This is a genomic window from Aeribacillus sp. FSL M8-0235 (assembly GCF_038000355.1).
Lineage (GTDB): Bacteria > Bacillota > Bacilli > Bacillales > Aeribacillaceae > Aeribacillus > Aeribacillus composti.
In genome coordinates this window covers 1,701,730-1,727,903 of the sequence record NZ_JBBOBW010000001.1, presented here as the reverse complement: position 1 = coordinate 1,727,903, position 26,174 = coordinate 1,701,730, and the positions used below count along the sequence as shown (strand labels likewise).

At 39.8% G+C, this 26,174-nt stretch carries 19 protein-coding genes, 1 pseudogene and 1 riboswitch; of the genes and pseudogenes, 2 read left to right on the top strand and 18 right to left on the bottom strand.

Annotated features, from left to right (window positions below; genetic code table 11):
• Positions 1–449: 449 nt before the first annotated feature.
• Genes cotJC through NSQ71_RS08315 form a run of 3 tightly spaced genes read right to left on the bottom strand, consistent with a single transcriptional unit; the run spans position 450 to position 1,570 of the window.
• On the bottom strand, positions 450–1,019 hold the full coding sequence (cotJC, locus tag NSQ71_RS08325; protein WP_063389715.1) for a spore coat protein CotJC: 570 nt from the start codon (positions 1,017–1,019) through the stop codon (positions 450–452).
• Between the two features lie 45 nt (positions 1,020–1,064).
• Complete coding sequence (locus NSQ71_RS08320) at positions 1,065–1,325, bottom strand: spore coat protein CotJB (RefSeq protein ID WP_063389714.1); 261 nt, start codon at positions 1,323–1,325, stop codon at positions 1,065–1,067.
• A 5-nt stretch (positions 1,326–1,330) separates the two neighbouring features.
• On the bottom strand, positions 1,331–1,570 hold the full coding sequence (locus tag NSQ71_RS08315) for a spore coat associated protein CotJA (RefSeq protein WP_063389713.1): 240 nt from the start codon (positions 1,568–1,570) through the stop codon (positions 1,331–1,333).
• Positions 1,571–1,810: 240 nt separating this feature from the next.
• Here NSQ71_RS08315 and NSQ71_RS08310 point away from each other — a divergent pair, with 240 nt between their 5' ends.
• Positions 1,811–3,295 (top strand): aldehyde dehydrogenase family protein, encoded by a 1,485-nt coding sequence (locus NSQ71_RS08310; RefSeq protein WP_063389712.1) that lies wholly within the window; start codon positions 1,811–1,813, stop codon positions 3,293–3,295.
• 26 nt (positions 3,296–3,321) lie between these two features.
• Here NSQ71_RS08310 and NSQ71_RS08305 read toward each other — a convergent pair whose 3' ends face one another.
• The gene (locus tag NSQ71_RS08305) at positions 3,322–5,124 is read right to left on the bottom strand and encodes an IS1182 family transposase (RefSeq protein WP_340733663.1); all 1,803 of its coding nucleotides are present in this window, start codon (positions 5,122–5,124) and stop codon (positions 3,322–3,324) included.
• Between the two features lie 1,534 nt (positions 5,125–6,658).
• Here NSQ71_RS08305 and NSQ71_RS08300 point away from each other — a divergent pair.
• On the top strand, positions 6,659–7,510 hold the full coding sequence (locus NSQ71_RS08300) for a superoxide dismutase (RefSeq protein ID WP_311067248.1): 852 nt from the start codon (positions 6,659–6,661) through the stop codon (positions 7,508–7,510).
• A 5-nt stretch (positions 7,511–7,515) separates the two neighbouring features.
• Here the strand turns inward: NSQ71_RS08300 and NSQ71_RS08295 are convergent, their stop codons facing one another.
• The 14 genes and pseudogenes from NSQ71_RS08295 to NSQ71_RS08230 all read right to left on the bottom strand — a co-directional run bounded on the left by NSQ71_RS08295 (position 7,516) and on the right by NSQ71_RS08230 (position 26,148).
• Positions 7,516–8,958 (bottom strand): NAD(P)H-hydrate dehydratase, encoded by a 1,443-nt coding sequence (locus NSQ71_RS08295; RefSeq protein WP_339195456.1) that lies wholly within the window; start codon positions 8,956–8,958, stop codon positions 7,516–7,518.
• 49 nt (positions 8,959–9,007) lie between these two features.
• Entirely contained in the window at positions 9,008–9,214 is a 207-nt protein-coding gene (locus NSQ71_RS08290) for a DUF6501 family protein (protein WP_063389709.1), read from the bottom strand.
• 74 nt (positions 9,215–9,288) lie between these two features.
• Positions 9,289–10,548 carry a 2-oxoglutarate dehydrogenase complex dihydrolipoyllysine-residue succinyltransferase gene (gene odhB, locus NSQ71_RS08285; RefSeq protein ID WP_063389708.1) on the bottom strand — a complete coding sequence of 420 codons (1,260 nt, stop codon included), beginning with the start codon at positions 10,546–10,548 and terminating at the stop codon, positions 9,289–9,291.
• 16 nt (positions 10,549–10,564) lie between these two features.
• Complete coding sequence (sucA, locus tag NSQ71_RS08280; RefSeq protein ID WP_063389707.1) at positions 10,565–13,408, bottom strand: 2-oxoglutarate dehydrogenase E1 component; 2,844 nt, start codon at positions 13,406–13,408, stop codon at positions 10,565–10,567.
• A 250-nt stretch (positions 13,409–13,658) separates the two neighbouring features.
• On the bottom strand, positions 13,659–15,575 hold the full coding sequence (locus tag NSQ71_RS08275; protein ID WP_339195453.1) for a vWA domain-containing protein: 1,917 nt from the start codon (positions 15,573–15,575) through the stop codon (positions 13,659–13,661).
• 10 nt (positions 15,576–15,585) lie between these two features.
• Positions 15,586–16,491: an ATP-binding protein gene (locus tag NSQ71_RS08270; protein WP_130157580.1), complete on the bottom strand. Its 906-nt coding sequence runs from the start codon at positions 16,489–16,491 to the stop codon at positions 15,586–15,588.
• A 329-nt stretch (positions 16,492–16,820) separates the two neighbouring features.
• Positions 16,821–18,002: an IS701 family transposase gene (locus NSQ71_RS08265; protein WP_063388773.1), complete on the bottom strand. Its 1,182-nt coding sequence runs from the start codon at positions 18,000–18,002 to the stop codon at positions 16,821–16,823.
• A gap of 670 nt (positions 18,003–18,672) precedes the next feature.
• Positions 18,673–20,139: an amino acid permease gene (locus NSQ71_RS08260; RefSeq protein ID WP_063389705.1), complete on the bottom strand. Its 1,467-nt coding sequence runs from the start codon at positions 20,137–20,139 to the stop codon at positions 18,673–18,675.
• Between the two features lie 119 nt (positions 20,140–20,258).
• Positions 20,259–20,562, bottom strand: a pseudogene (locus NSQ71_RS08255) (group II intron maturase-specific domain-containing protein); the annotation flags it as partial.
• A 138-nt stretch (positions 20,563–20,700) separates the two neighbouring features.
• Positions 20,701–20,893: riboswitch (Lysine riboswitch) on the bottom strand.
• A gap of 1,043 nt (positions 20,894–21,936) precedes the next feature.
• Entirely contained in the window at positions 21,937–23,295 is a 1,359-nt protein-coding gene (locus NSQ71_RS08250) for a transposase family protein (RefSeq protein WP_094245205.1), read from the bottom strand.
• Between the two features lie 272 nt (positions 23,296–23,567).
• Positions 23,568–24,650 carry a C40 family peptidase gene (locus NSQ71_RS08245; protein ID WP_311067245.1) on the bottom strand — a complete coding sequence of 361 codons (1,083 nt, stop codon included), beginning with the start codon at positions 24,648–24,650 and terminating at the stop codon, positions 23,568–23,570.
• Positions 24,651–24,833: 183 nt separating this feature from the next.
• Positions 24,834–25,502 carry a bacillithiol biosynthesis deacetylase BshB2 gene (gene bshB2, locus NSQ71_RS08240; RefSeq protein ID WP_063389702.1) on the bottom strand — a complete coding sequence of 223 codons (669 nt, stop codon included), beginning with the start codon at positions 25,500–25,502 and terminating at the stop codon, positions 24,834–24,836.
• A 17-nt stretch (positions 25,503–25,519) separates the two neighbouring features.
• Complete coding sequence (locus NSQ71_RS08235) at positions 25,520–25,867, bottom strand: YojF family protein (protein ID WP_063389701.1); 348 nt, start codon at positions 25,865–25,867, stop codon at positions 25,520–25,522.
• Between the two features lie 14 nt (positions 25,868–25,881).
• Positions 25,882–26,148 carry a hypothetical protein gene (locus tag NSQ71_RS08230; RefSeq protein WP_340733662.1) on the bottom strand — a complete coding sequence of 89 codons (267 nt, stop codon included), beginning with the start codon at positions 26,146–26,148 and terminating at the stop codon, positions 25,882–25,884.
• Positions 26,149–26,174: the final 26 nt, after the last annotated feature.

Here is a 26,174-nt window from a genome sequence, read left to right as displayed (position 1 = left end):
TTTCCATACAGTATGTTATAAATAACCATTTAAGTAATGTGTCCATTTTTCAAGGAGGAGAGTTACTTTTATCCTTTTTTGTTGCATTTTTATTTTTAGGGTGTGCCATTCTTTTCTAACCTAGATGATATATCAAGGATAAAATTGGGATAGACATAGTAGAAGTAGAAAATACTATGTCTTCATAAATATTAAGGAGGAGGATATGATTTTGAATTTTATTCATGGGCTAAAGAAAATGGATTAAGTAATGCAAAATACACTATTTTTGTACGTGAACAGCTTCAATTGATCGATTGTACAGCTGCTTGTATTATTTTAAAAGAAAGAGAGTAAAAAAATTCGATCAATGCTGTCAATCTTGGATATTACCAACAATGTTCTGCCTGAAACATAAAAGGAGCATCCAATAGATGAAAGTACGTCTGATTGGATGCTCCTTGAACTTCTTAAAAAAACTTTTTACGATCACGTTCTTCTTTTAAAATTTCCACCGCCTCCCGAAAACGTTGCGAATGAACAATTTCTCTTTGGCGCAAAAATCTTAATCCGTCATTTAAGTCTGGATCATCTGACATATCGATAATCCATTGATAAGTAGCTCTTGCTTTTTCCTCGGCAGCTATATCCTCATACAAATCAGCTATCGGATCCCCTTTTGCTTGAATATAAGTCGCAGTCCACGGAGTTCCAGCAGCGTTGTTATAAAACAAGGCGCTGTCATGATTGACATAATGCTCGCCTAGTCCTGCTTCCTTTAATTGTTCCGGTGTCGCATCTTTCGTCAATTTATACACCATTGTTGCGATCATCTCCAAATGAGCAAATTCTTCTGTTCCAATATCCGTTAAAAGTCCTACTACTTTGTCGGGGATCGTGTATCTTTGATTCAAATAGCGAAGGGCGGCAGCAAGTTCTCCATCTGCTCCGCCGTATTGTTCAATTAAATATTTTGCCAGTTTTGGGTTGCACGTACTCACCCTGACAGGATATTGTAGTTTTTTTTCATAAAACCACATGTTCTTTCTCCTTTCATCGTATGAGTATAGTTAAACGAATTAAAGCTATACTTGCCATGGCCACGGCATCGTTCCCCAGCTCCAGTTCGCGTCTGAAAAGCTGTTTCCAAATTGCTGCAGCGCACCGAATTTTGATTCAAACATTTGCTTCAATTGTTTTGAGTATTGGGCATATTGGTTAAATTGCTGGATTGCTTCTATATCATTTGGATGAGTGTCTAGATAAAGCGATAATTCAACAAGCACGAAATCAGCCGCTTGAATTTCTTCAAGGAGCTGATAGTACTCTTGAGGAAGCTCCTTCATTTTGGCTACCTCCCTTTTTTCTCATACGGATTTTCGTAATAGTCATAAAAAAATCGCCAAAGAGTCCCTTTTTTTAATGCTTCTTTTGCGGAAAATTGCTGCAAGTTCGGCGGCTGAAAACCGAGGAAAAGGTTTGGCGGTGTGGAATAGTATTTGACACCGATTGGTTTACATGGATCATATCTGCTATGAAAAGGACGATATGATTTTACGGTCGTAAAAGATTTTTGATGCTTCTCATTCATAGTCATCACCTCTTTGAAGTTCATTTCTCTTTATACGATTATTCTTAAATAGTTTGTCTTGATGACTGAAATAAAGTTGTTTTCTTAAGTTTTCTGCGGCCATCCAGCAGTTGTTGGTCAGGAGATTTTTGGTAATTTTTAAAAAATAGGTTGAAATATTCTGAATTTTCCTTTATTATAAAACTGTATTTCGTTCATCCAGAGTTTACACAACGAAAAAAAAAATTAGGAGGATGATCGATGAGTCAATTAATCGCTAATGTTGAAGGGAAAGTAGCGGAGTTTCTAAAAGGGAAAAAAAAGTTGTACATTAATGGTGAATTTGTCGAAAGCGTTTCCGGCAAAACGTTCGACACTCCTAATCCAGCAACTGGAGAAACTCTTGCAACGGTTTATGAAGCGGACAAAGAAGATATTGACCGTGCTGTCCGTGCGGCAAGAGCTGCTTTTGACAGCGGGCCATGGTCCAAAATATCAGCTGCTGAACGAAGCCGATTATTGTACAAACTGGCGGATTTGCTGGAAGAAAACAAAGAAGAACTAGCTCAGCTGGAAACGCTGGATAACGGAAAACCGATCCGGGAAACTAGAAATGCAGATATTCCATTAGCCATTGAACACTTGCGTTACTATGCCGGATGGTCTACAAAAATAGTCGGGCAGACCATTCCTGTCAACGGACCATTTTTCAATTATACAAGACATGAACCTGTTGGTGTTGTCGGCCAGATTATTCCATGGAACTTCCCGCTTCTAATGGCAATGTGGAAACTTGGTGCCGCTCTTGCAACTGGTTGTACAGTCGTTTTGAAGCCTGCAGAACAAACTCCACTTTCAGCCCTTTATTTAGCAGAGCTTATTGAAGAAGCAGGTTTCCCACCTGGGGTTATCAACATAGTACCGGGCTTTGGGGAAACAGCTGGGCAAGCGATTGTTGATCATCCTCTGGTAGATAAAATTGCTTTTACCGGATCGACGGAAGTCGGCAAGCTGATAATGAAAAATGCCGCACGTTCACTGAAGCGAGTTACGCTGGAATTAGGAGGCAAATCGCCGAATATTATTTTGCCGGATGCTGATCTGTCAAAAGCGATTCCAGGTGCATTAAACGGTGTAATGTTTAATCAAGGTCAAGTATGCTGTGCAGGTTCTCGTGTGTTTATTCAGAAAAAACATTACGATAATGTATTAGCAGATATGGCCTCCCATGCCAAAAATATCCGCCAAGGCTTTGGCCTGAATCCGGAAACGGAAATGGGGCCGCTCGTATCTGAAGAGCAGCAGTCAAGAGTGTTGAATTATATTGAAAAAGGAATTGAAGAAGGCGCAGAAGTTGTGACCGGCGGATCTACGCCATCTGAAAAAGGCTATTTTGTCACTCCTACAATTTTTGCTGATGTTGAAGATAAAATGACAATTGCCAAAGAGGAAATATTCGGTCCGGTCATTGCTGCATTGCCTTTTGAAGATTTAGATGAAGTTATTGATCGGGCAAACAACAGCGAATACGGCTTAGCTGCCGGTTTATGGACGAGAGATGTGGCCAACGCTCACTATGTCGCCAATCGCTTGAGAGCAGGAACTGTTTGGGTCAACTGTTATAATGTATTTGACGCAGCTTCTCCGTTTGGCGGATACAAACAATCAGGTATCGGTCGCGAAATGGGTTCATATGCTTTGAACAACTATACAGAAGTAAAAAGCGTGTGGATTAGCTTAAATTAAAATATATAATTCAGAATAGCGCCTGTCTAAAAAACAATATCTATGGGGCTGTCCGATAAGTCCCTAAAATGAAGCAAGTGGAGAAAAACAATTCGTTTCTCTCCACTTGCTTTTATATTTTTTCGATTTTTATCTGAAAGTAGCTGGCGGATACCGGCTACTTTCAGTATGTTGTGGGCTAATGCCACAATCCCAAACTCAACATGTACCTTGTCGAGGCCCCGCAAAGAAAATCTGCGGAACGACCGATTGCCCTTGATGTGACCGAACACACTTTCTGCCTCGACTTTGCGTCGAGCGTAGATGGCGGCTTTCTCTTCACATTCAAGGGCTGTTTTGGCCTTTGCTTTCATTTCTTCGAAGATGGGATTCCAGTGAACTTGACGATTTCCCTTCGCTTTTGTGCATTTCGCTTTCAATGGGCAATCGGTACAATCTTCACATTCGTATATTTTGAAGCTTTGTTCATAGCCAGATGGATTCTTTTTGTTTTGGTATTTTTTAAACGTTACTCTCCTTCCATTCGGGCAAATAAAACAATCATCCTCTTCACAATAGGTCCAGTTTTTGGCATTTTTAATGTCTTTTTTGTATGTACGTGTTTGTTCTTTTACATAGCTCCCATAAGGAATTAGAAACTCAAAACGGGGCTCTTTCTCATCACCAACTGCATATACATAGTTTTCTTCACTACCATAGCCTGCATCCGCAATGACCGTTTTGGGCATCGGTAATGAACTGGAGGCTAGCTTCTCCATATGTGGGATAAAGCAACGTGTATCGGTCGGTCGTTGATGAATGGTATAAAACAAGATAAACTGATTCTCTGTCCCCATTTGCACGTTGTATCCGGGCTTGAGCTGACCGTTTTTCATATGGTCTTCTTTCATGCGCATGAAGGTTGCGTCTTTGTCTGTTTTCGAGTAGCTGTTACGGTCACCGAACATTTCCTTTTGTTCCTTGTATCTTGCCATTCGGGGCAGGAAATCTTCCCGAATTTGTTTCACCGATTTCTTTAATTGACTGCGTTTTTTTCGCTTCTCTTTCCGAATGGATGTATCGGTCTCCTTTTCGATTTCTTCCGTTAGCGTTTCAACTTTTTCTTCTATTTCTTTTGCGATTTCCTCCAGGTTTTGTTCGGTGATCTCTGTATGTTGATCGCTTTCCTTTTGCCCTGTTCCGGCTTCTAATTGGGTTAATTCATGAATGTGCTTTAGTGTTTCTTGGATTTTTTCTTTTAATTTCTCTTCGAATTTCAAAGTGGATTTTTTCCACACAAAAGAATACTTATTGGCATTGGCTTCGATCTTAGTGCCATCCAAAAAGTAGTTTTCCATCGTGATGTAATGTTCTTTTATCAATTTGAGAATCATGACTTCAAAGAGCTCATCCATGAAAGCTTTCATCCGTTCCCCTCGGAACTCATTAATGGTGCGAAAATCTGGTTGTTGCATCGCTGAAAGCCACATGGCAGGAATATTTTCTTTAACGAGTTTTTCGATTCCTCGGCAGGAATAAACCTTTTGAGAATAAGCATACAGAATGATTTTCAGCATCATTTTGGGATGATAGGAACTTCTGCCGCCGCCTTTATAATGAGAAAACAATTGTTTATCTGGTATCGCCTCCACCATTTCGTCCACGACACGTGCCACGTGATGTTCGGGTATAAGAGATTCAATATCATAAATCATTTGAACTTGACGGTTGTCATATGGTTTGAAAGTAGGGGCTAAATTTCTTTTGGCAGGAGTTTTTTCTTCTTTTCCATCTAGAGGAAGTGTCATTTGTGTGTTATAATTTTCACGAGTAATCATTTGATTGCTCATAAAAAATCGTCCTTTCTGTAATGTTGTGTGGTAACTTCATTTTACTAGAAAGGACGATTTTTTTGTGCATTTTTTTTAAAAAGTGAAAAAATGAGGGGCTCCAAAAAGTCAGTTACCCTGACTTTTTGGACAGCCCCTTTCCAGTTGTCGAGAACTTCTCCTAAAAGGTTGAGTTCCGCCTGCTTTAGTACTTTCTGCATTGAGAAAAGCTCGGGCATTTCCTCTGTGAAAAACAACAGAAACAGTAATTGTCCATAATACAGCAGAACACCCCTTCCCTGTTCGGCTTTAAATTGAAAAAAGCGTTGTCTTCTCTGCTTTTTACAAATTAAAGGACGCACAGCATCAAAAAGGAATTACAGGGAAAATCGCGATATAAAATGAACATTGTTTCTAAAAATCTTTCAAAAACAGAAATGAAGAAGATTATGAAATCTTTAAAGGAAAACCAAGTAACGGGATAAATCAAGTAATTTTATATATGAAATCTGTACAAATAGTAAACAAAATGAATTTAAAGGGTGTATAGACAGATGAAGCTATTATTTGAGATTGAAGAATATGAGGATACAAAAGATGCTCCTTTTGAGCTATCCTTTTATTTCTACCAAAGATTATATATGTATATTGTTGAAAAGGGACAAAAACAACATTCCGTGATGGTCTTTTATTAGATATCGGAGATTACTTGATCAAATTCAGTAATGAAAAATAGTTCAAGGGACCGTAGAAGCTATGAGAATGCTTTAAAATATTACATTAAAAAAATCCCAAAATCGTCTGTTTATTGATTGTTGTATTATGATTCAAGCAAACAAAAAGTACTGGATTGTCATTTCACGGACTTTGTTAAAGCTTTTATAAAGGAATACCAAGATATATAGACGACATTTTAAAGCAGGATGAAAATGCGTATGATGATAAAATTTTTGTTATGATGGCAGATCTAATCAAGAAGTTACATAGTATTTGTTGTTAAAATGAAATTTGAATGTACTTACTTCTGTCATAAAATAGAGTTTGTCTATTAGTTCCCAAAAAAGCTAAAGAAGCTGACGTGCTTATTTTAAAAGATGAAAAGTATACTGTTCAATGAACGATGTTTGGGCAGATTGACTTAAGGGGCTGTCCAATAGTTGATTTCACGGTATTGGATCCCCCTTTTCATGTTCAGTAATGCTGATATATCAGCATTTCTTGATTATTGAATTCCAATGGATGTATCCTTTTGGGACAATCCCCTGATCTTATTTTGCATTGATATGCATGGCATTTTTCATACATAATTCAGGCAGCTGCTCTTTTTTCATAACAAGACCGAGTATTTACAAACATATTTCTTCCCATCCAGCCTCTCCTCTCACAAAAAAAATGCACGTCTTCAAAAAATCATCCGTTTTTAATTGGTGAAAAACCGCTTTAAGGAGCTCCCCTCTTCCATCTAAAAAAAGACGCGCTTCTTTTAGTTCACCCTTTTTCAAATTGCTTCATATAGTATTCTGGACGATTGAATGAAAAGGAGGATTTTGTTGTCTTGAGTGAATCGTATATTAATGAATTAAAAAAATGGTGTGATGATCTTTATGGAAACATCATTTCAGAACACCCTTTTGCAAGCGAATTCGAGGAAAAAATAATCCGTTTCAAAACAGAGCTGGACAAAGCCGAGTCCGTTTCAGAAAGCGAACTTTATGAACAGGCGAATCAATTGTATGATGAATTCAGATTATTTATTGAAGGTGAAGATGACCGGTCTTTGGCTGTGCCGATAGGACAACATAAGCTCCCTCCTCTTCCCTATCGATACAATGCGCTTGAGCCGTATATTTCAGAAGAAATCATGAGGCTTCACCATTTGAAACACCATCAAAGCTATGTAGACGGTTTAAACAAGGCGGAAATCGAAATGGAAAAAGCACGGAGAACAGGAGATTTTTCATTGATTAAACATTGGGAACGGGAAGCAGCTTTCAATGGGGCAGGCCACTATTTGCATACAATTTTTTGGAATGTCATGAATCCAAAAGGCGGGGGCGAGCCAAAAGGTGAATTAAAGGAAGCGATCAAAAATTCATTTGGAAGCTTTCAAGCATTTAAAAAGCATTTCAGCGAAGCTGCAAAAGCAGTCGAAGGCGGAGGCTGGGCGATATTAGTATGGTCCCCCCGTTCAAGAAGATTGGAAATATTGCAGGCGGAAAAGCATCAAAACTTAAGCCAATGGGATGTCATTCCTCTTCTTGTATTAGATGTTTGGGAGCATGCATACTACTTGCAATATAAAAACGATCGGCAAAAATATATCGATAATTTTTGGAAAATCGTCAACTGGCCAGAAGTGGAACAAAGATTTCAAACTGCAAAAAAAGTCATTTGGAAGCCATATTGATAAGGCTATTCGAATCGTTTCATCACTTCCGGCAAAATGTCTGGAATATCGCCCGCAAGCATTGATCTTACACCTTTCGTTTTTACAAACAGATCTGCACATAAACCGTGTAAATAGACTGCATTTGCCACAGCTGCTTTTTTGTTCTCATAATAGGACAAAAAAGCAGCGATGATTCCCGTTAATGCATCTCCGCTCCCGCCTTTGCCCAAAGCAATGTTTCCAGTTGGATTGATCATTCCTGTTCCATCCGGAAATGCAATCACTGTATATTGGCCTTTTAAAACAACAATGACATTTTCTTCAACGGCAAATTTAGAAGCAGCTTCGATTCTGTTCTTTTGTATATAGCTGATCGGCTGATCGATTAAACGGCTAAATTCACCCGGATGCGGTGTTAACACAATAGGATGTTGTCTATTTTTCGGATATGTGCGTTTATGTAACGCACCGGCATCCAGCACAACAGGCCAATCGTTTTGTAAGATGGATTGAATGGCTTTTTCGGTCTCTTCTCCAGGAACGATACCTGGTCCAATTGCACATACTGACAGCTTTTCCGGGAATTCACCATCTCCTGCTTTTATAAGACCTTCAAAAAAATAAGTTGCTTCAGGAATTTGCCCGGCGATGGCACCGGCTACAAATGGTGTTGTGCCGATCACAAGCTTGCCAATTCCTGCCCTCATAGCTCCCTTCGCAGCAAGAAGCACACTTCCCGGCATTTCGTCGGAGCCAGCAATTAAATAGCCTGTTCCAAAAGTGCCTTTATGGGAAAAAGACGGATGGTTCGGCCATGTTTGCTTCACATCTTTTTCTGTCCAGACCTTCCATTTCCCTTCTTCCTTCAGGCCGATGGACACAACTTCCTTTTTTCCGTAAAAAGATGAAGAAGGCAGCAAAAAGGCTGATCGCTTATATCCGTGGATGCTGATGGTGACGTTTGCTTTAACCGCTATTGGCGCTTCTCCGGAGTCGGATAAAACTCCTGAAGGAACATCAACGGAAACGACAAAAGCGTTTTGTCCATTAATCCATTCAATGATGTTTTTCACATCATCTCTTAGCGGATGCCTTGCACCGACCCCCAGCAAAGCGTCAACGATGACTTGGTAATGATTTTGTTCATATTCGGCTGTTTCGAGAAAACCGCTGTTTTTATAAAAAGCGAAATGATGCTTCGCTGCTTCACTTTTCGGTGCCCCAAGCGGAAAAGAAAGTTCGGCATGGTAGCCGTTTTGTTTTAAATATCTGGCCAAAACAATTCCATCTCCGCCGTTGTTGCCTTTACCGGACAATATTAAAATGCGATCATCTTTTTTTACGTACGAAACAAGCTTTTGAAATAAAGAGCGCCCGGCGTTTTCCATCAACACAATAGAAGAAAGGCCATTTTTTTCTGCCAGATTGTCAATGTTGCGAATATCCTCTTCAGTATAAACGAACACGAACAACACCTCCTCTCAAAAAGGAAAGAAAAAATAAAGGGATGATTAGCTATTTTGCTTCTTCAAAATATTCTTTGTAAAACCCGCCTACTTTTCCGGAATTGTCGATAATAAAATAATACTCTTCCGTTTCGTTCAAGACATCATAAGTTTGTCCAGGTGTCAATACATTATTTACCATATACTTTTTTGCATTTGTATGTAAACACACAACTTTTTTATTCGCTTTTTTGTTTTTCCATGATAGATGATTCATGTTTGCCACTCCTTCATTCGTTCGTTTTCATATGAAAAGAAGAACGCGGAATGCGTTCTTCCTTCATTAGTGATTTACCCTTCCAGCAAGAGCTGCTCTGGATCCTCCAACAGCTTTTTGACAGTTGCCAAGAAGCTGACAGCTTCTTTTCCGTCAATAATACGGTGGTCATATGATAAAGCAATATACATCATCGGACGGTTTTCAATGCGCTCTTCGTCAATCGCAACTGGGCGAAGCTGGATTTTATGCATCCCTAAAATACCGACTTGAGGTCCATTTAAAATCGGTGTTGACAATAAAGATCCGAAAATACCGCCGTTTGTTATCGTAAATGTTCCTCCTTGCAGATCCGAAAGCGCAAGTTTATTTGCTCTCGCTTTTGCTGCAAGATCGGCAATTTCTTGCTCGATTTGAGCAAATGTTAAGCGATCTGCATCTCTTACAACAGGAACAACCAAACCTTCATCTGTAGAAACAGCTACTCCAATATCATAATATTTTTTCAACACAATTTCATCGCCTTGAATTTCCGCATTCAGTAGAGGGAATTTTTTCAAGGCTGCGACAACTGCTTTTGTAAAGAAGGACATAAAGCCTAAACGAACATCATGCTCCTCAAAAAATTGATCTTTTCTCCGTTTGCGGATGTTCATAACTGCTGTCATATCCACTTCATTAAAGGTTGTCAGCATAGCTGCTGTATTTTGAACTTCTTTTAGACGTTTGGCAATGGTTTGTCTTCTGCGGGACATTCTGATCCGTTCCACAGGCTTCTGATCTGCAACCGTTGCCTTTTGTGTTTCTTGCGGTTCTGGTTTTGGTTTATTAGGGGCTTTTTCTTCCGCTTTTGGCGCTTCATAATATGCAATATCTTGTTTGCGAACACGACCGAGCGGATCAGCCGTCGGCACGGCCGATAAGTCGATTCCTTTTTCACGTGCAAGCTTTCTTGCTGCAGGCGTTGCGATTGGGCGCGGTTTGCCTGCAGACTGTTCTTCCGATTCCACTTGAACTGTTTGCTCCTCTCGATTTTGCTCTGGAGCGGCTTCTACTTTTTGTTCTGGCTGAGGGCTGCTTGCCTGTGGAGCTTCACTTGCGCCTTCATCGATGATTCCGATGACTTCGCCAACTTCGACAACATCGCCCTCATTTTTAAATACTTCTTTTAAAACACCAGCATGTTCAGCAGTAATTTCAACATTGACCTTATCGGTTTCCAGCTCAAGAATGTATTCGCCTTTTTCAATTTTATCGCCAGGTTTTTTCAACCATTGAGAAATTGTACCTTCTAAAATGGATTCTGCTAGTTCTGGAACTTTAATTTCAGCCATTTTTTAAATTTCCTCCTCATTCATTCCATGTAAGCGCTTCTGTTATGATTCGGCTCTGCTCTTTTTTGTGAATTGTCGGGTCTCCTTCTGCAGGGCTTGACCGTCTTGGACGTCCAATATATTTAACAGCGAGCTTATCACCCACAATAGATTTTAATTGCGGATATGTGAAAATCCACGATCCCATATTCTTCGGCTCTTCTTGCACCCAGACGATTTCCTGCAAGTTAGGGTATCTTTCTATAATCTCTTTAATTTCTTCTTCAGGGAACGGATAAATTTCCTCCACCCGTACAATATGAAGAAAATCTTTTTGATCTAATTTTTGCAGACCATTCGCCAATTCTATCGATATTTTGCCAGTGCACAAAATTAAACGTTTTACTTTTTCTTTATTTTGACCTAAACCAGGCTGTTCAATAACCGGTTGAAATTGACCTTCAGTCAGCTCTGTAACGTCGGAAACCGTATTTGGATTACGCAGCAAGCTTTTTGGCGTCATAATGATGAGCGGACGCACTTCTTCTTTTGTTAAAATCGCTGCTTGTCTTCTTAGCAAATGAAAATATTGAGCAGCAGTCGTTACATTTGCCACCGTCCAATTGTTTTCTGCAGCAAGGGTCAAGTACCGTTCCAAACGCCCGCTGGAATGTTCCGGTCCCTGGCCTTCATATCCATGCGGCAGCAACATGACGAGTCCAGATTTTTGTCCCCATTTTGCCCTGCCGGCTGAAATAAATTGATCGAATATGACTTGTGCAACGTTTGCAAAATCACCGAATTGTGCTTCCCAAATAACAAGCGTTTCCGGAGAAAATACGTTATATCCGTATTCAAATCCCAATACAGAAACTTCAGACAACGGGCTGTTATGAATCGCAAACGATGCTTGAACATCCGACAAACGATGCAGTGGCGAGAAGGTTTTGCCTGTTTTCACATCGTGCAAGACTAAATGTCTATGAGCAAAAGTTCCGCGTTCCGAATCTTGTCCAGTAATTCTAAGCGGAGTTCCATCTCTCAAGATTGTCGCAAAAGCGAACGCTTCTGCAAGCGACCAATCTACTTTTCTTTCTTCTTCATATACTTTTGCCCTGCGTTCTAGAATTTTTTGCAATTTATTAAAAACGGTGAATCCTTCTGGGAAAGTAATTAATTCCTTGTTAATTTTGTCAAGGACATCCACCGGCACAGTCGTGTCGATTTTGGGCAGACCATGGCTGACCGTTTCTGGAATATGAATTTCCTCTTCTTGGTGTTCGTTTTTTGGAACTTTATCGTATGCTTTTTTCAGCCGATCCTGCACTTCTTGTTCAAACTTTCTTGCGTCTTCTAAAGAAATAATTCCATCGCTTTCAAGCTGTTTAGCATATAATTTGCAAATTGTTTCATGTTTCTTAATTTTTTCATAAAGCAACGGATTTGTCGCCATCGGCTCATCCATTTCGTTATGCCCGTAACGGCGGTATCCGATTAAATCAATTAAGAAATCTTTATGGAATTTATTGCGATACAAAATGGCAATATAAACAGCTGCCAAACATGCTTCTGGATCATCCGCATTCACATGAACGATCGGAATTTCGAAGCCCTTGGCTAGGTCGCTGGCATATTTTGTTGATCGAGAATCATGGCTTTCCGTCGTAAATCCAATCATATTATTGGCGATAATGTGGATTGTTCCTCCGGTTTTGTAACCGTTTAACTGACTAAGGTTAAGAGTCTCTGCCACGACTCCCTCGCCAGGGAATGCTGCATCGCCGTGAATCAGCACAGCCATGGATTTGTGAATATCTTGTTCAGGATATCCGCGCACATTACGATTATCTTGGGCTGCACGTGTATACCCTTCCACAATCGGATCCACAAACTCTAGATGGCTAGGGTTGTTCGCTAGCGTGAGCCGTGCACGAACAACATTATGATCTTTAATTTTTCTGTCCGCACCTAAATGATATTTCACATCTCCGGTCCAGCCGTAGTTGATTCCGATTGAACCTTCAGACGGAACCAATTCTTTGTTCGGTGCATGCTGGAACTCAGAGAAAATAAGCTCAAATGGCTTTCCTAACACATGAGCCAACACGCTTAGTCGGCCCCGATGCGCCATTCCGATGTTTATATTTGTCGTTCCGCTTTTCACAGCTTCAGAAATCAGCTCATCAAGCATCGGAACGAGCATATCAACACCTTCAATGGAGAATCTCTTTTGGCCGACAAATGTTTTATGGAGAAAAGATTCAAATCCTTCAACTTCTGTTAATCGCTTCAAAAGAGAAATGCGTTTCTCTTTTGAAAGTGTTTTGAAAATTTTCCCAGATTCCACCATTTCGTTTAGCCATTCATGCTCTTCAAAATTGTGGACATGCTGAAATTCAAATGCAATCGATTTTGAATAAACATCTTTTAAATATTGGATCGCTTCGTACCCGTTGTGTACATGATCAGGAGTATACGGACTCAACAATTTGGCCGGTATTTCAATTAAGTCCTCTTTCGTCAGACCGTATCTTGATTCATTCAAAACATCTTCTTCGTTATGTTTTATCCCCATAGGATAAATAGAAGCATCCAAATGTCCAAATGTCCGAATATCCTCTGCAAACCTTACAGCAGCTGCTACTTTTTGCAGCTTTTCAAACGTATAAGACAAATTTCTGCTTACAGTGGATGAGGAGTTTACATAAGATTGTTCAGTTAGAGCCTCAGGAGCCCCCCAAGCATCAAACATGTTTCTTAATTCTTCATCAACAGAATTCGGATCTTCTAAATATTGTTCATATAAGTCCATGACATACCCTAAATTAGGTCCGTGAAAATCACGCCATGCGATTTTTAAATTTGACGAAGTTTCTTCCATTTTCTTAAAAACCCCCAATGATCACTAATCATTAGAATTCTTCTGCTTTGTTTCCCCACAAAAAATTTTTTTAAATTCTCATCACCATCCCACAAGAAGCAAGCTATATTTTTTTAAATAACCGCTTCCACCGCTATTTTAACACTATTCATCAGATTGACCAATAGTATTTACTTAAAAATTAGCATCTTTATATAATAATTTTCTTGATTTTTTGAATACATGTTGTATTCTGCCATGTTTTGGCGGTTTATTCGATTGTTTTTTGCAGCAATTTTTTCAAAAGCGGGAACAAGACGTCCGGGAGTTCTGTGATATTTTGCACCATGATGCTGTGTTTTCCATAAATCGTTTTCATTACCTTTCTTTTGCTTTCTTCAACTGCTCCGGCGGATAAAAATATGTTCAGCACCTCTATACCGTGCTTTCGAGCATTCATTACGGCTTCATGTGTATCGACAATTCCGTTTTGATCATATCCGTAGGCAGCAGGCTCACCGTCTGAAAAAACAAGAAGAAATTTTTGCTTCTCTTTTCTTGCAAGCAGTTCGTTTGTCATATGCCGGATCGCAAAACCGTCGCGGTTATCTTCTTCAGGCAAAAGCTGCATGATTTCTGGTCCTGAGCTGGAGCTAAGTGAAGTTTCGAAGTTGATTACTTTTTTGAAATAGTTCGGCTGGTTGTTTTCTGTACTGTTTGCCGAGTCTTCCCAAAAACCGACAATTTGATGTGGAACCCGAACGGACTTTAACGTTTCATGAAACAAAATGATGCCTCGTTTTGTTTCTTCCATTTTGTCGTGCATGGATGCAGAGCAGTCGACGAGCAGTGTAAACACCCCGTCAAGATCATTCGCAGGATTCCTTTTTTTGAAAAAAAGCTTCGGGTTTTCATCCGTCCATAGACGCAACAGCTTTTTATTCAATCTGCCGAAATGTTCATCTTGTTTTGGATATGTCTTTTTATGTTCAAGCGTTTTTTGAATGATTCGCTGCAAACGTTTTTTGTACACGATCAATTGCTGCAATTCCTTTTCATACGCAGATTTTTCTGCTTCCTTTGGCATGTTTGCCGTCAGGAAATATGCTTTTGCATGCTTGTTTTCCTTCCCGAGTTGTTGTTGTATTTCTTGCTCTGCTTCTTTTTGCAGCTTTTCATCAGCATTTACTTCGTCATAATAATTGTTTTGAGTCTGTCTAGCTGAACCTTCCACAATCACAAGCGCCTGATCTCCCGTCTCAGTTTGCCTTGCATGTTCATCTATTAAATTCGTTTGCGTTCCTTGTTCTAAATCAAATTGCAAAAAGCTTTTCGTCGGTGTGGATGTTTCACGATGCCATATGGCCATTTTTTCATCATGAAGATCTTCATCGCCCTTTTTTACATTATCCAGTGCATCCTGATTTTGAAGCCGGTCTTTTCGTTTCATGTCGTCAAAAGTCAAGGTATGGAGATCTTTTTCCGATAAATCAGGCAAAATGAAATAAGTATGGATCAAATCTTTTTTCAACACTTCATCCAACAGCCCCATCGTCTTCAGGACAATATCGGAAACTTCTTTCGTGCTATTTGCATCGTATACGTTCATCACTTGTTCCTTCACGAAAGGCAGCAGTTCATCTATTTGGACGCTTATTTCTGGTACATTCAAAACAGGTGATGTGGCCGTAGCCATTTCATACAGGGCCGCAAAGAGCGCATCGGTTGCAAATCCCCGATCAAGGCTTGCTTTCAGCTGATCACGGTAATATTTTTTATAAATATTCAGCCGCTTGCGGAAATAGCGCTTTGTCCCGGGACGATCGCGTTTAACCAGTTCTTCAATCCGGACATCTTCAAGCAGCATCAACAGCTGTTTTGCAAATTTTTGATGATGTAATATCCGAACGAGATCATGAAATGCAGCAATTTGATGAAAATCCGTATAATAATAGCTGCCAATTGCGCGCAAATAAATGTCTGATTTAAATCCTGCAAGCTTGTCTTCTTCCGCACGATCGTTCCAAAAATGGCTGATATAAATTTTTTGTTCTGCTGGATGAAAGTAAGACTGAACGGCAAAAGCGATATCGATATCTCTTCGTTTTGTCAATGTTTGCGCTAAATCGGACAGCTCCATCATTAACATTGAATCTATGATTTCATCATTAAATTTTATATAATGCATCGGATTTCCCTCACTCAAAAACGGTTTCTGCAATGTTCATGATCGCTCTTTTTTCCAGCTCATCATCCAATTTTGCTGCAATGGCCCGTTCAATCGCTCTTAAAGGGGGCAAATAAACCGACAAATCGCAGGCATCGATCAAAGCCCGGATGGAAGCTGCTTCTTCCGAAACCTTCCCGATTTTTACTTGTGTAATAATGTCGCTGGATAATGTGAGAAACTTTTCTATCAGCTTTTCATCTTTTAAAGAAGACTGCTCAGTGAGCACTTGTTTTAACTTTTCATTTTGTACATATGGAACATCAATCACGACGAATCGGTTTTTCAACGCTTCGTTTAACGGAACCGTCCCTACATACCCTTCGTTAATAGCTGCGATGACACCAAATCCCTCTTTCGCCGCCACAACCTCTTGTGTAAATGGATTCGTGATCCGCCTCCGGTAATCTAGCACCCCATTTAAAATTGGCAATGTCTCAGGTTTCGCCATATTGATTTCATCTATATATAAAAAATGCCCTTTTTTCATCGCCTGAATAACAGGTCCTTCGACAAACTCAATGGCTGTTTGATTGCTGGAATTGACAATCGTTTTATATCCAAGCAATGCTTCGGCATCAAGATCAACTGAACAGTTAATGCTGTGCATCGGCTGAGAAAAAAATGATGACAGCGTTTCAGCAAGTTTCGTTTTCCCAGCACCGGTCGGTCCTTTTAACAAAACATTTTTTCCAAGGGCCAATGCCACCAGCGCATCATACAAAATGACTGGATCGTCAGACAAAAAACCGCCTTGTCCAATTAATCTTTGATCTTGATCAGAATGCACCCGCTTTTTGCGAGATTCAATTACATTTATTATTTCTTTTGGCAAATGAAGCTCTAAAGACATCATAAAAATTTCCTTTCTAATCATCACGTTCTTTTTTATATTGTTTCACTACATAACTATATCATATCCTTTTTTAACACATTAATTTTTAAGATTCTTTTGAATTTAAAATATTATAATTTTTACAGACAGCACAAACCATAGACGTGGTTTGTACTACTGGGATTGTCCAGAAAGTCAAAATCCATCAAATCATAAGCATGAATATATCAACGTTTTAAAAAAAGTTAAAGGGGCGTCTATAAGCCCAAAAATCGACTTATTAGACAGCCCCTATAAATCAATAAATTACTGTAGTTGAGCAATTTTCATTACAATAATTACCATGTAAAAAGAGACAAACGGAGTACCCCTTATGCCACATGAAGCTGTTTTTTAACGACATCAATGGGAATATCTTGTTTCGCTGCATCGTAAATAAACTCCACGAGGCTATGTCCTTTCTTCTTTCGAAGGAAGTCAAGCCCGGTAGAGAAATCGCTGTTGGATTCGACCATACTGTACACATAAGCGAGTTGCACCAAGATCCAATACCGTTTCACCGCCCGACGTTGACGAACGCGGTACCCATCGAGCTTCAGCTGGTCTTTCGCTTGTCGAAAAAAGCATTCGATCGACCAACGCTGGGCATAGTAGCGCAAGATCTCTTCATCGCTTAGCTCCCGGTCGGTGCTCAAGACGCAGTGAAGATGTTCAGGTGTCATCGGCTGATCGGCTTTCCAAGCCAACAACACAACGGCATCATCGAGACCTTTCAGCGCTCCCTCGTAGCGATACACGCGATAACGCTCTTCTCCCACCGTGACGAGATGGGTGTCGTTCGGTTCGATATAGCGGGCAAACTGTTTGGCTTGGATGGCGATGCCTTTTGGATAAAGAACCCGATTCGTCTTGAGCATCGCAATGACGTGGAATCCTTTTTTCAGGCAGGCTTCCACGAGTGTTTTCGATGGGTACCAAGAATCCATCAGCACATAAACAGAACCGTGCACATCCAAAGAAGAAAGCATCTCGATGGCCCATTGACCCTTGCTTTTCCCATCCGCCTTGTCGTAGAGGCGAAACGCAAAGGGAAAGGCTTGCGTCATCGTATGAACCATGAGCCAGACGAGAGAGTGTCCCCAAATCGACTTTTTGTCCGCGTGAGAATAATGCCAATTACACCCTTCAATAGCGTGTTTCGCCTGTGACGAAGGCTTCGTTTTTCGGCAGATCGTATCATCGATCGAAACAAAAATGGGGTGATTCTTTCGCTTGGCCGTTCGTTCCACATGACGAAGCATCCACTGCTGGAGTTTGCGAAGCAAGATTTCTTCATCCCAAGGGCTTTTCGTGAAAAAATGGCTCAGTGTCGTTCGATGGTTGGGATGAAAGCTCTCATGATGCAGATCGGTCAAGGTTCCCACAAATCCTTTCGTTGTCAGCGCATCGATAATATGAACGAGATGCTTCATGACCGGCTTAGAGAAATAAAGGGCCAGCCCCAACATTGCGAAAAACTTGTCGATTCCTTGGTGATGTGGTAGTCTATTCATGAGACATGAACCTCCTTGAGAATGGTTTGGTGACACATCTATTCTAATCAAGGAATCGGGTTCATGTCTCCTTTTTTGTTCGGATGTAAATTTATGTTAGTGAATTTGCTCATCTACAGTAAATTATATAGAAATTTATTTATATTGAACTCAACTTTCGCATACTAGTAGCTTAGTTAAAATTTTATATATATAGATCTTGTAATTCAAATGTATCATTTAACATTTTGGCAACATTAAGAAAGACACCTATTTTCAGACCGTCGAAAAACGGTCCAAGCTACATATCCATGCAGATGTTAACATGTCAAGTTACATCTATATAGGGAGGAATGGATTCAATCCAATCGTTTTCTATCTTACCAAATGAAAGGAAGATGATGGACGCCTTTCCGCCATTCCCCCATCTCTGGATGTTGGGAGCTCTGAACAGACAATCTTAATTATCGGAATAAAAAGAACAAATCATTTGATGGAAAAGATGAAGCTTTCCCTTTAACTGATGAACGCCGCTCCGTATCAAGAAAGAGCGGCTTTTCTGATTGGACCATCATTCGTTTACACTTGTCCTGCACCATACGAGCGTTTTCGTCGTTGTGATGGCATACAAAATCCGTTGAACACCGAACGTGCAGATTTTGGATACTAATGCGTCTTTTCAAGCGGCTTTTTAGTCTAATTCACATTCATCGAGAGGAACGACCTTTGTCTTTTTCACGATTTTATAGCCAAACCAAACTGCTAAAAACAATGGCAATCCAATGTAAGAAACGAGAATACCGTACCAGTCGATTGATTCTCCCATGAAGGCCCTGTAGTTCTGTCCCAAAATGACGACCGCGCAAAGTACCAGAGCAAACAGCGGTCCGAATGGAAACCATTTTGCTTTGTAAGGAAGATCACGGAGATCTCTCCCTTGCGCAACATACGCTTTGCGGAAACGATAGTGACTGATTGCAATGCCAAGCCATGCAATGAACCCCGACATACCAGAAGCATTTAATAACCATACATAGACGATCCCATCCCCAAAAAACGAAGCCAAGAAAGCAAGCGTTCCTAATGAAGCAGTAACCAGTAATGCATTAACAGGGACTCCCCGGCGATTCAACTTAGCCAAAAATTTTGGCGCTTTCCCCTCTTTTGCTAGCCCCCAAAGCATCCGAGTAGACGCATACATACCAGAGTTTCCAGCTGATAAAACCGCTGTTAAAATGACAGCATTCATAACGGATGCAGCGAACGCAATGCCAGCTTTGTCAAAAACGAGAGTAAACGGGCTGACCGTAACATCGCTATTCGCTAGATTTTCATTCGTATATGGAATAAGAAGTCCGATTGCTAAAATAGCCAATATATAAAATAGCAAAATGCGCCAAAATACTTGCCGAATGGCGCGAGGAATGTTACGCTTCGGATCCTCGCTTTCACCTGCTGCAACTCCAAGCAGCTCTGTTCCTTGGAAAGAAAAACCCGCCGCCATAAAAATGCCGAGAGTCGCCATGAAACCACCATGGAATGGAGCGTCGCCGATGGTGAAGTTTTTAAATCCAACCGCTTCACCACCCATAATACCTACAATTATTAAAAAGCTGACAATAAGAAAAATAATGACTGTTATTACTTTAATGAGCGAAAACCAATATTCTGCTTCGCCAAATCCTTTTACGGATAAATAATTAAGCAGAAACATAATTACTAAGCATAAAGCGCTCCATAAAAGTGAAGGACTATCAGGAAACCAAAATTTCATAATTATAGTCACAGCAGAGAGCTCTGCGGCAATCGTAATGGCCCAGTTGTACCAGTAATTCCATCCTAGAGCAAATCCGAGCGCAGGATCGACAAACTTAGTTGCATACGTACTAAACGTTCCAGTAACTGGCATATAAGCTGCCATTTCTGCAAGACTGGTCATCAAAAAATACACCATTATACCAATTGCAATATACGCTACCAGCGCTCCGCCCGGCCCAGCAGTATGAATTGCTCCACCGCTGGCTAAAAACAATCCAGTGCCAATCGTCCCACCAAGAGAAATCATCGTTAAATGCCTTGTTTTTAGCTTGCGTCGAAGCTGGTTAGGCGAAGAATGGGCGGTCGTAGCTGTTTCCTTCTTTTTAATAACGCTTTCCATTGTTTTCATCGCTCCTTTTTTCTTTGTCATGGAAAGGAGCCGGGTGATAATCGAGTAGGAGTGGGTGACTAACCCCCGACCTCTCACACCACCGTACGTACCATTCAGTATACGGCGGTTCAATTAAGATGACGCAGAAATTGATATCTTTCGAATAGACTTCTTAACCTTTGTCGACTCCAGTAGGAGTTGTCGAGGGTTTTGTGTAGAATGGGACTGCAGGCAATCCGACAGTATTTCTTGCGTATTACCCCACTCGAATGGCTTATGCGTTGGAACACTTAATCCTCTGAGTTTCCGAATTTTTGTTTTCGGCGTTTTCCACTCTTTCCATAAACACATTCGAAGTCTTCGTCTGATCCATTCGCCAAATTCTTTGAACTTACTTGGCGTATCTGCCAAGGCAAAATAGCCGCACCATCCCCTTGCGTTAAGCTAACTGCTCTTCTGCCTTTGCAGCTCGGGACTTTCACCCTAGAGATTACACCCATGCTGGGCGCACCAAAAAAGCCGCCGAAGGTGATTCGGCGGCAATACAAACATTACCCGTATCAACCCTTCCGTGAAGATAGCGCTCCACGGCTGCTTTTCTTCAGGCAAACCGTGACAGTGCTGCCCCTGTTCGGTGGCAACCCCAGTCCGCACATCCAGAGAAATGTGCGAACTTCGGCGGCTTTCCCTTTCCAGCGAAGTCTTCAATGTTCTCTGCATCTCGTTCGCAGTACTCATAAAAGCCGCAACCTCTACCTCATCGGGTGAATGAGGATGCTATTTATTTAATTCCATAATGATTATAAAACAATTTTTGTGCAAAAACAATATCTATTTGCACCTCGATTGAGACAAGATTTTTTCGTATAGAATTTTTTAAAATCCAACCATTGCTTTCAAGGGATGATCAATCGGTCTACCAGATGATTGTTGTAGATAGAAGACATGGTTTCTCGTGATGACTTCGATCTTTTGTTTAGAAATGATTTTAAATATGGTTCTTACGAAATTTTTTATGAAAACGAGTAAGGGTTGAAAACAAGTTTATATTTGTTATTTCGCAATAGTTATCACAATCGATAAAGTACCTGTTTCTCTAACAAAAATAATCCAGTTCGTCCGCAAGTCACTCGTTTTATTATTTGTAAGCGATTGATTTGACCCTCAAGCAGACCGATGTTTTAGGGGGAAGTAAAGCATTCCTTACAGCTTGGATATCACTTCTCAGCCTAAAAGCATAATAATAAAATGGTGTTGGGATCATTTCACCCTCCCTCTATAAACTTTAATTTTCTTCAAAATTCTCACGTTTTCTTTAAATTTCACTAACTTCCAATAGCTTCTTCACCTCATGTTAGTAGATATTAATTGAATATATTTACATGGTAGGGTCCGTCCCACCTAACAGATTTACAATATCTGTAATATCCTGTATGACCGTGCTCCTAATCAATACCTATAGCACCTCCTTCAGATCAACAGAGTATGACTTATTTTCTAAAAATTATTCCATATCATTTGCTGAATTCGTTGCAAAATATAAATTTTTATATACAATTGTATTTCTTGTCAATAATGTCGAAACATTTTCAGCTATGAGGAGTAAATTTATCAATTTTCGGTAGTATTATGCAATTACGACTTATCCACAGTTGGTAAAATTTTCCAGTTAAATTTATTTACAAAAAGGGTCAAAAAGAACCAATTTTGCTTATTTTTTTAAAAAATGTGGATAACTTATTTTTGTTTGTTGTGGATAACTTTTTTTCTTTGCCAAACATCACATCCTTTGGTACAATTAATTCGCTAGGTAAACCTAATTTGCATAGGTTTTCCCAGTTGTGCGATATCCTCGTCTGTTAGTGTTTGCCCACGGAAGGCTTCTAACAATCGCGAGGATATTTCTTTTATCGTTTTCTTCATGCTTCTCAATATTTTTGACCCATGCTCATGTAACACCATGATAATCTCTGTAATTTGGGTTAATAGGTAGTGATTTTTCATGGCATTGTAATCTTGGCTGCTTGCGTGTTCAATGTGGTAGCGCAGGTTTTTTTGTCTGTTAAACCCCTCATTCTCTATTCTCCAGCGGCTTCTGCCAGCGTTCATCAGTTTCTTTGCATTGTTTTTTGTGATTTTTATATCTGTGATAAAGGTAAATTTTTGTTTTCTTTTTTCATCTTCTAATTCGCATTCGAAAACATTCACCCCAAAGCCTCTGTAATCAATATCGTTCACCCAGGTGATTTCCCCTCGCTGTTCGCTTTCACGTATCTTTACCACATTGGCTTTCTTGCCTTCCTCCTCTTCCATATTTTTTAACGCTTGAAACTCATCGGTGATGCTTTTAATACGATCTTCCTTAAAACGGAATAAGTAGTTCCAATTATTCGCCTTGCATTGTTTAAATACATTTTCGCAGGCATAAAGACTATCGGCAATCAGACAGATAGGCAGTTTTTTAAAGGTGTCTTTCAGTCTAGCAGTCAGTCGATAAAAAGCATTCAACTCACAATCTTGCTTTTCCACGTCCTCTGATTCATTTTCAATAAACTCGGAGGCCACACTTAGTACCATATTTCCCACAATTAACTTGGCTTCCAAGACATGATGCATGTAGATGGTCTTTATTTTTTCTTCACCCGTTTCCTTGTCTATGTATTTGCGCTCCCGTTTCAGGCAGTGTTCACAATGTTTTTTGTCAAAAGTAAAAATACCGGTCCCATCTATGGCAATACCCCAGTATTTCCCATTGATACGATAGGATTCAAAACACCTCTTTTTGAATAATTTCTTGATCATATCGATTCGGATCCTTTCAAGTTCTGCCGGGTTCACTCGTGCCAAAAAATCATTGATTGTGTCATAATGGGGCAGTTCTTCCAAATCTTCATTCCCCAACAATTTCCCCAAATTTTTAATGCACTCTTCCTTATTAAATTCGTTTGTCATTTCGCGCATACTTTTTAAGTTGCATGCATTTTTCAAAATAACCATCATCAAAAGGACTTCCGTGTCATAGGTAATATAGCTTTGGTGCCTTGGATCATCAATAGTTTTGAGCAATTTGTTTAAATTTTTAAAAAAGTGATTTTGTGTTTTTAGCAACTCGAATAAATAATTTACCTCTTTTTCCTTTTCACGCTTTTCCTTCCTCGTTACCATAAAAAAATCCCCCCCAAATGCCAATATATTAGGTTTTTTACATACCCTTATTATCACATATTTGGCAAAGTTTGGGTGGAATTATCTCGAAGAATTTTTACTCTTCAGGGCTGAAACATTTTTAACAACCCTAAATTTCATACATATACAAAATCTCCAGTAAGATGGATGTATCGGCAAATTAGACGATTCTATCATTCTTCCGATTAAAAAAGCAATCAGCCAACAAACGGCTGATTGCTTCATGTTTCTCATTCTCGCAAAATATAATTTTAAAAATAAGATCTGGCTCCTAAATATCGATCGTTCCAATATTTTTGGTTTAAATTCGATATTTGCACGCCACTTGATCCGGCATGAATGAAATCCCCATTTCCAAGATAGATTCCCATGTGGGAAGGACCTTCTTTATATGTTGAAAAATATACAAAGTCTCCGACATCTGGTGAACTTACTGGTTTCATCATGTTCCAATAACCGGCTGTACTTAACCGAGAAACGGATGTCACTTTGTTTAATACATAGTAAACAAATCCGCTGCAGTCAAAACCAGATGGCGTATTTCCGCCCCATCTGTACGGAACTCCAACTAATTTTTTGGCTTCTCGAATCATTACTAAAACTTTGCCGTTTTGAGTAGATGAATCAGAATTCGTTTTTGTACCGGAATTCACTTGACGTGCACTATCGGCTGAAGAGCCTGACAGCTTCAATACTTGGCCGGGGTAAATAACGTCAGATGAAAGGTTATTCGCAGCTTTTAATTGATTGACGGTTAATTTAAATTTTACAGCAATTTTCCATAGAGAGTCGCCTTTTTGGACGGTATATGTATTTTGTGAACTTGCTTTATTTGAAGTTTGTGAGGTTTGTTTGGGCGCCTGCACCTGTTCTTTGGCGCTAACCTTTTCGCTAGATACAGCTTGGCTGGATCCAGATAGTTTTAACACTTGGCCAGGATAAATTAAATCGCTGGTTAATCCGTTCAGCCTTTTTAATTCGCTGACAGACGTTCCGTTGTTTTTGGCAATGCCCCATAACGTATCACCTTTTTTCACTGTGTATGTCGAACCAGTTTGTTTAGGAGCCGCCTCTGTTTGATTATTAGTAGTTACTTTCGCTTTCGGAGAAGACGATGCTTCTGAAGGAATATTTAAAACCTGACCTATGTATATTGTATCGCTTGTAAGTCTATTTGCTTCTTTTAACTTTACAACAGTAGTATTATATCTTTGCGAGATTCCCCAAAGAGTATCCCCGGCTTCTACTCGAATCGTTTCAGCGGAAGCGACTCCTGCGAAAACCGAAGATCCAAGAACCGCGGATGTCGTTAATCCCAACACTTTTTTCTTCATACAGCCTTTCCTCCTCATATGAGACATCCTATGTTCGTTTATCGTACAATAAAATTTCTTACTTATTATATCGACAACTTTCTTCATATTTTACTATATTATAAGATAAAATTCATCATTTTTTCAAAAAAGAGGATGATAGACCTGTATTGTAAATATTTTCAAAGCAGCCTATTCGATCGTTTATTTTTCATCATCAAATGGGTAAATCCAGAACGTTTCTTTATGAAAAAATTGTTGAAATTGAGGGAGGTCTTTTCCTCCTTCTTCTATTTTTTCTACGATGGAATAAGTTTGCGATCGATGAGCCTTCAATGCCTGTATTTTTATATCTGCAACTTCAGATATATCGATTTCTACATCCGGCTCGCCTATATGTTCAAATCGATCGTTTGAAAAAGCTATGCAATAAACGGTTGGACGCTCCTCCCTTTTCAAGCGTTTCACCGCACGAATAACCGCCTCGCCACAAGCGTTGTGATCTGGATGAACAGCATAACCAGGATAAAACGTGACAAGAAGGGTCGGTTTGACTTCCCGGATGATCTGTTCAAAGTGGTCTGCCAATTTTTCTTCATCTTCAAATTCCAATGTTTTATCCCGATAGCCGAGCATTCGTAAATCGTTTATATTTAAAATTTTTGCGACCTGCTCCAATTCTTTTTTTCGAATATCTTTTAATGTCTCCCTATTGGCGATTAAAGGCTTTCCCATGCTGCGGCCCATTTCGCCTAAAGTGCAGCAAGCATACGTGACAGGTACGTTTGCTTTCCGTTTTAAAGCGATCAGTCCTGCTGCTCCGAACGATTCATCGTCGGGATGAGGCAGGATCACTAATAACCTCTCTTCCATTTATTCCTCTCTCCTTTTTAAGAAAATGGAGTTTCACTAATTTGTAATGCAATGGCAAGCTTTCCATCTCGATCGTGGCCGGCCATGAGAAGGCGATTTTGTTCATCAACGGTATAATCGGTAAGACCTTCAGCATACACCCAGCCTTCCTCTGTTTTTAATCCGACACGGTATGGTCCTGTTCCTTTTATTTTACCTTGTGAAAATGTAATTTTTGCATTTCGGACAAACGCGACAATAGTCATGCTGTTTTGATTGTGGTGTGAAGTATAAGCACCGGTTGTCGTTTCAAGATGAATATACACCTCTTTATGTAAAAAAGAATCAATGATTTTTTGAACCCTTATCGGATCAATCGGTTTCAAAGCTTCCACCTTCTTTATTTTGTTAAGATTTTCTCATACATCTCCATATGCTTGCTGATTAATTCAAGCTTCTCTTCCGGTGAAATGTCGGCTGCTATAATGCGTTTCAGCGCATCTAGTAATTTTTTATCTGGACTTTTTCTTACACTAGGGTGAGTCATTTCATCGAGGAGTTCTTTTTTAATCGCCTCTTCCAACGTTTTTTTCTCATCTGACCCTACTGAAAGAGTTCGGTTTGACCAAAGTTTTCTGTATGCATGAAGAAGTTCGTTATCATTCACATTTATTCACCTCGAGGAACCTGCTT

Bases quoted from the DNA above. Each gene is read 5' to 3' on its own strand.
- NSQ71_RS08245 (WP_311067245.1), bottom strand. From the start codon at position 24,650: ATGAAGAAAAAAGTGTTGGGATTAACGACATCCGCGGTTCTTGGATCT.
- NSQ71_RS08250 (WP_094245205.1), bottom strand. From the start codon at position 23,295: ATGGTAACGAGGAAGGAAAAGCGTGAAAAGGAAAAAGAGGTAAATTAT.
- NSQ71_RS08290 (WP_063389709.1), bottom strand. From the start codon at position 9,214: ATGAATCATCTATCATGGAAAAACAAAAAAGCGAATAAAAAAGTTGTG.
- NSQ71_RS08305 (WP_340733663.1), bottom strand. From the start codon at position 5,124: ATGAGCAATCAAATGATTACTCGTGAAAATTATAACACACAAATGACA.
- NSQ71_RS08310 (WP_063389712.1), top strand. From the start codon at position 1,811: ATGAGTCAATTAATCGCTAATGTTGAAGGGAAAGTAGCGGAGTTTCTA.
- NSQ71_RS08315 (WP_063389713.1), bottom strand. From the start codon at position 1,570: ATGAATGAGAAGCATCAAAAATCTTTTACGACCGTAAAATCATATCGT.
- NSQ71_RS08320 (WP_063389714.1), bottom strand. From the start codon at position 1,325: ATGAAGGAGCTTCCTCAAGAGTACTATCAGCTCCTTGAAGAAATTCAA.
- NSQ71_RS08260 (WP_063389705.1), bottom strand. From the start codon at position 20,139: ATGGAAAGCGTTATTAAAAAGAAGGAAACAGCTACGACCGCCCATTCT.
- NSQ71_RS08270 (WP_130157580.1), bottom strand. From the start codon at position 16,491: ATGATTAGAAAGGAAATTTTTATGATGTCTTTAGAGCTTCATTTGCCA.
- NSQ71_RS08275 (WP_339195453.1), bottom strand. From the start codon at position 15,575: ATGCATTATATAAAATTTAATGATGAAATCATAGATTCAATGTTAATG.
- odhB (WP_063389708.1), bottom strand. From the start codon at position 10,548: ATGGCTGAAATTAAAGTTCCAGAACTAGCAGAATCCATTTTAGAAGGT.
- cotJC (WP_063389715.1), bottom strand. From the start codon at position 1,019: ATGTGGTTTTATGAAAAAAAACTACAATATCCTGTCAGGGTGAGTACG.
- sucA (WP_063389707.1), bottom strand. From the start codon at position 13,408: ATGGAAGAAACTTCGTCAAATTTAAAAATCGCATGGCGTGATTTTCAC.
- bshB2 (WP_063389702.1), bottom strand. From the start codon at position 25,502: ATGGAAGAGAGGTTATTAGTGATCCTGCCTCATCCCGACGATGAATCG.
- NSQ71_RS08265 (WP_063388773.1), bottom strand. From the start codon at position 18,002: ATGAATAGACTACCACATCACCAAGGAATCGACAAGTTTTTCGCAATG.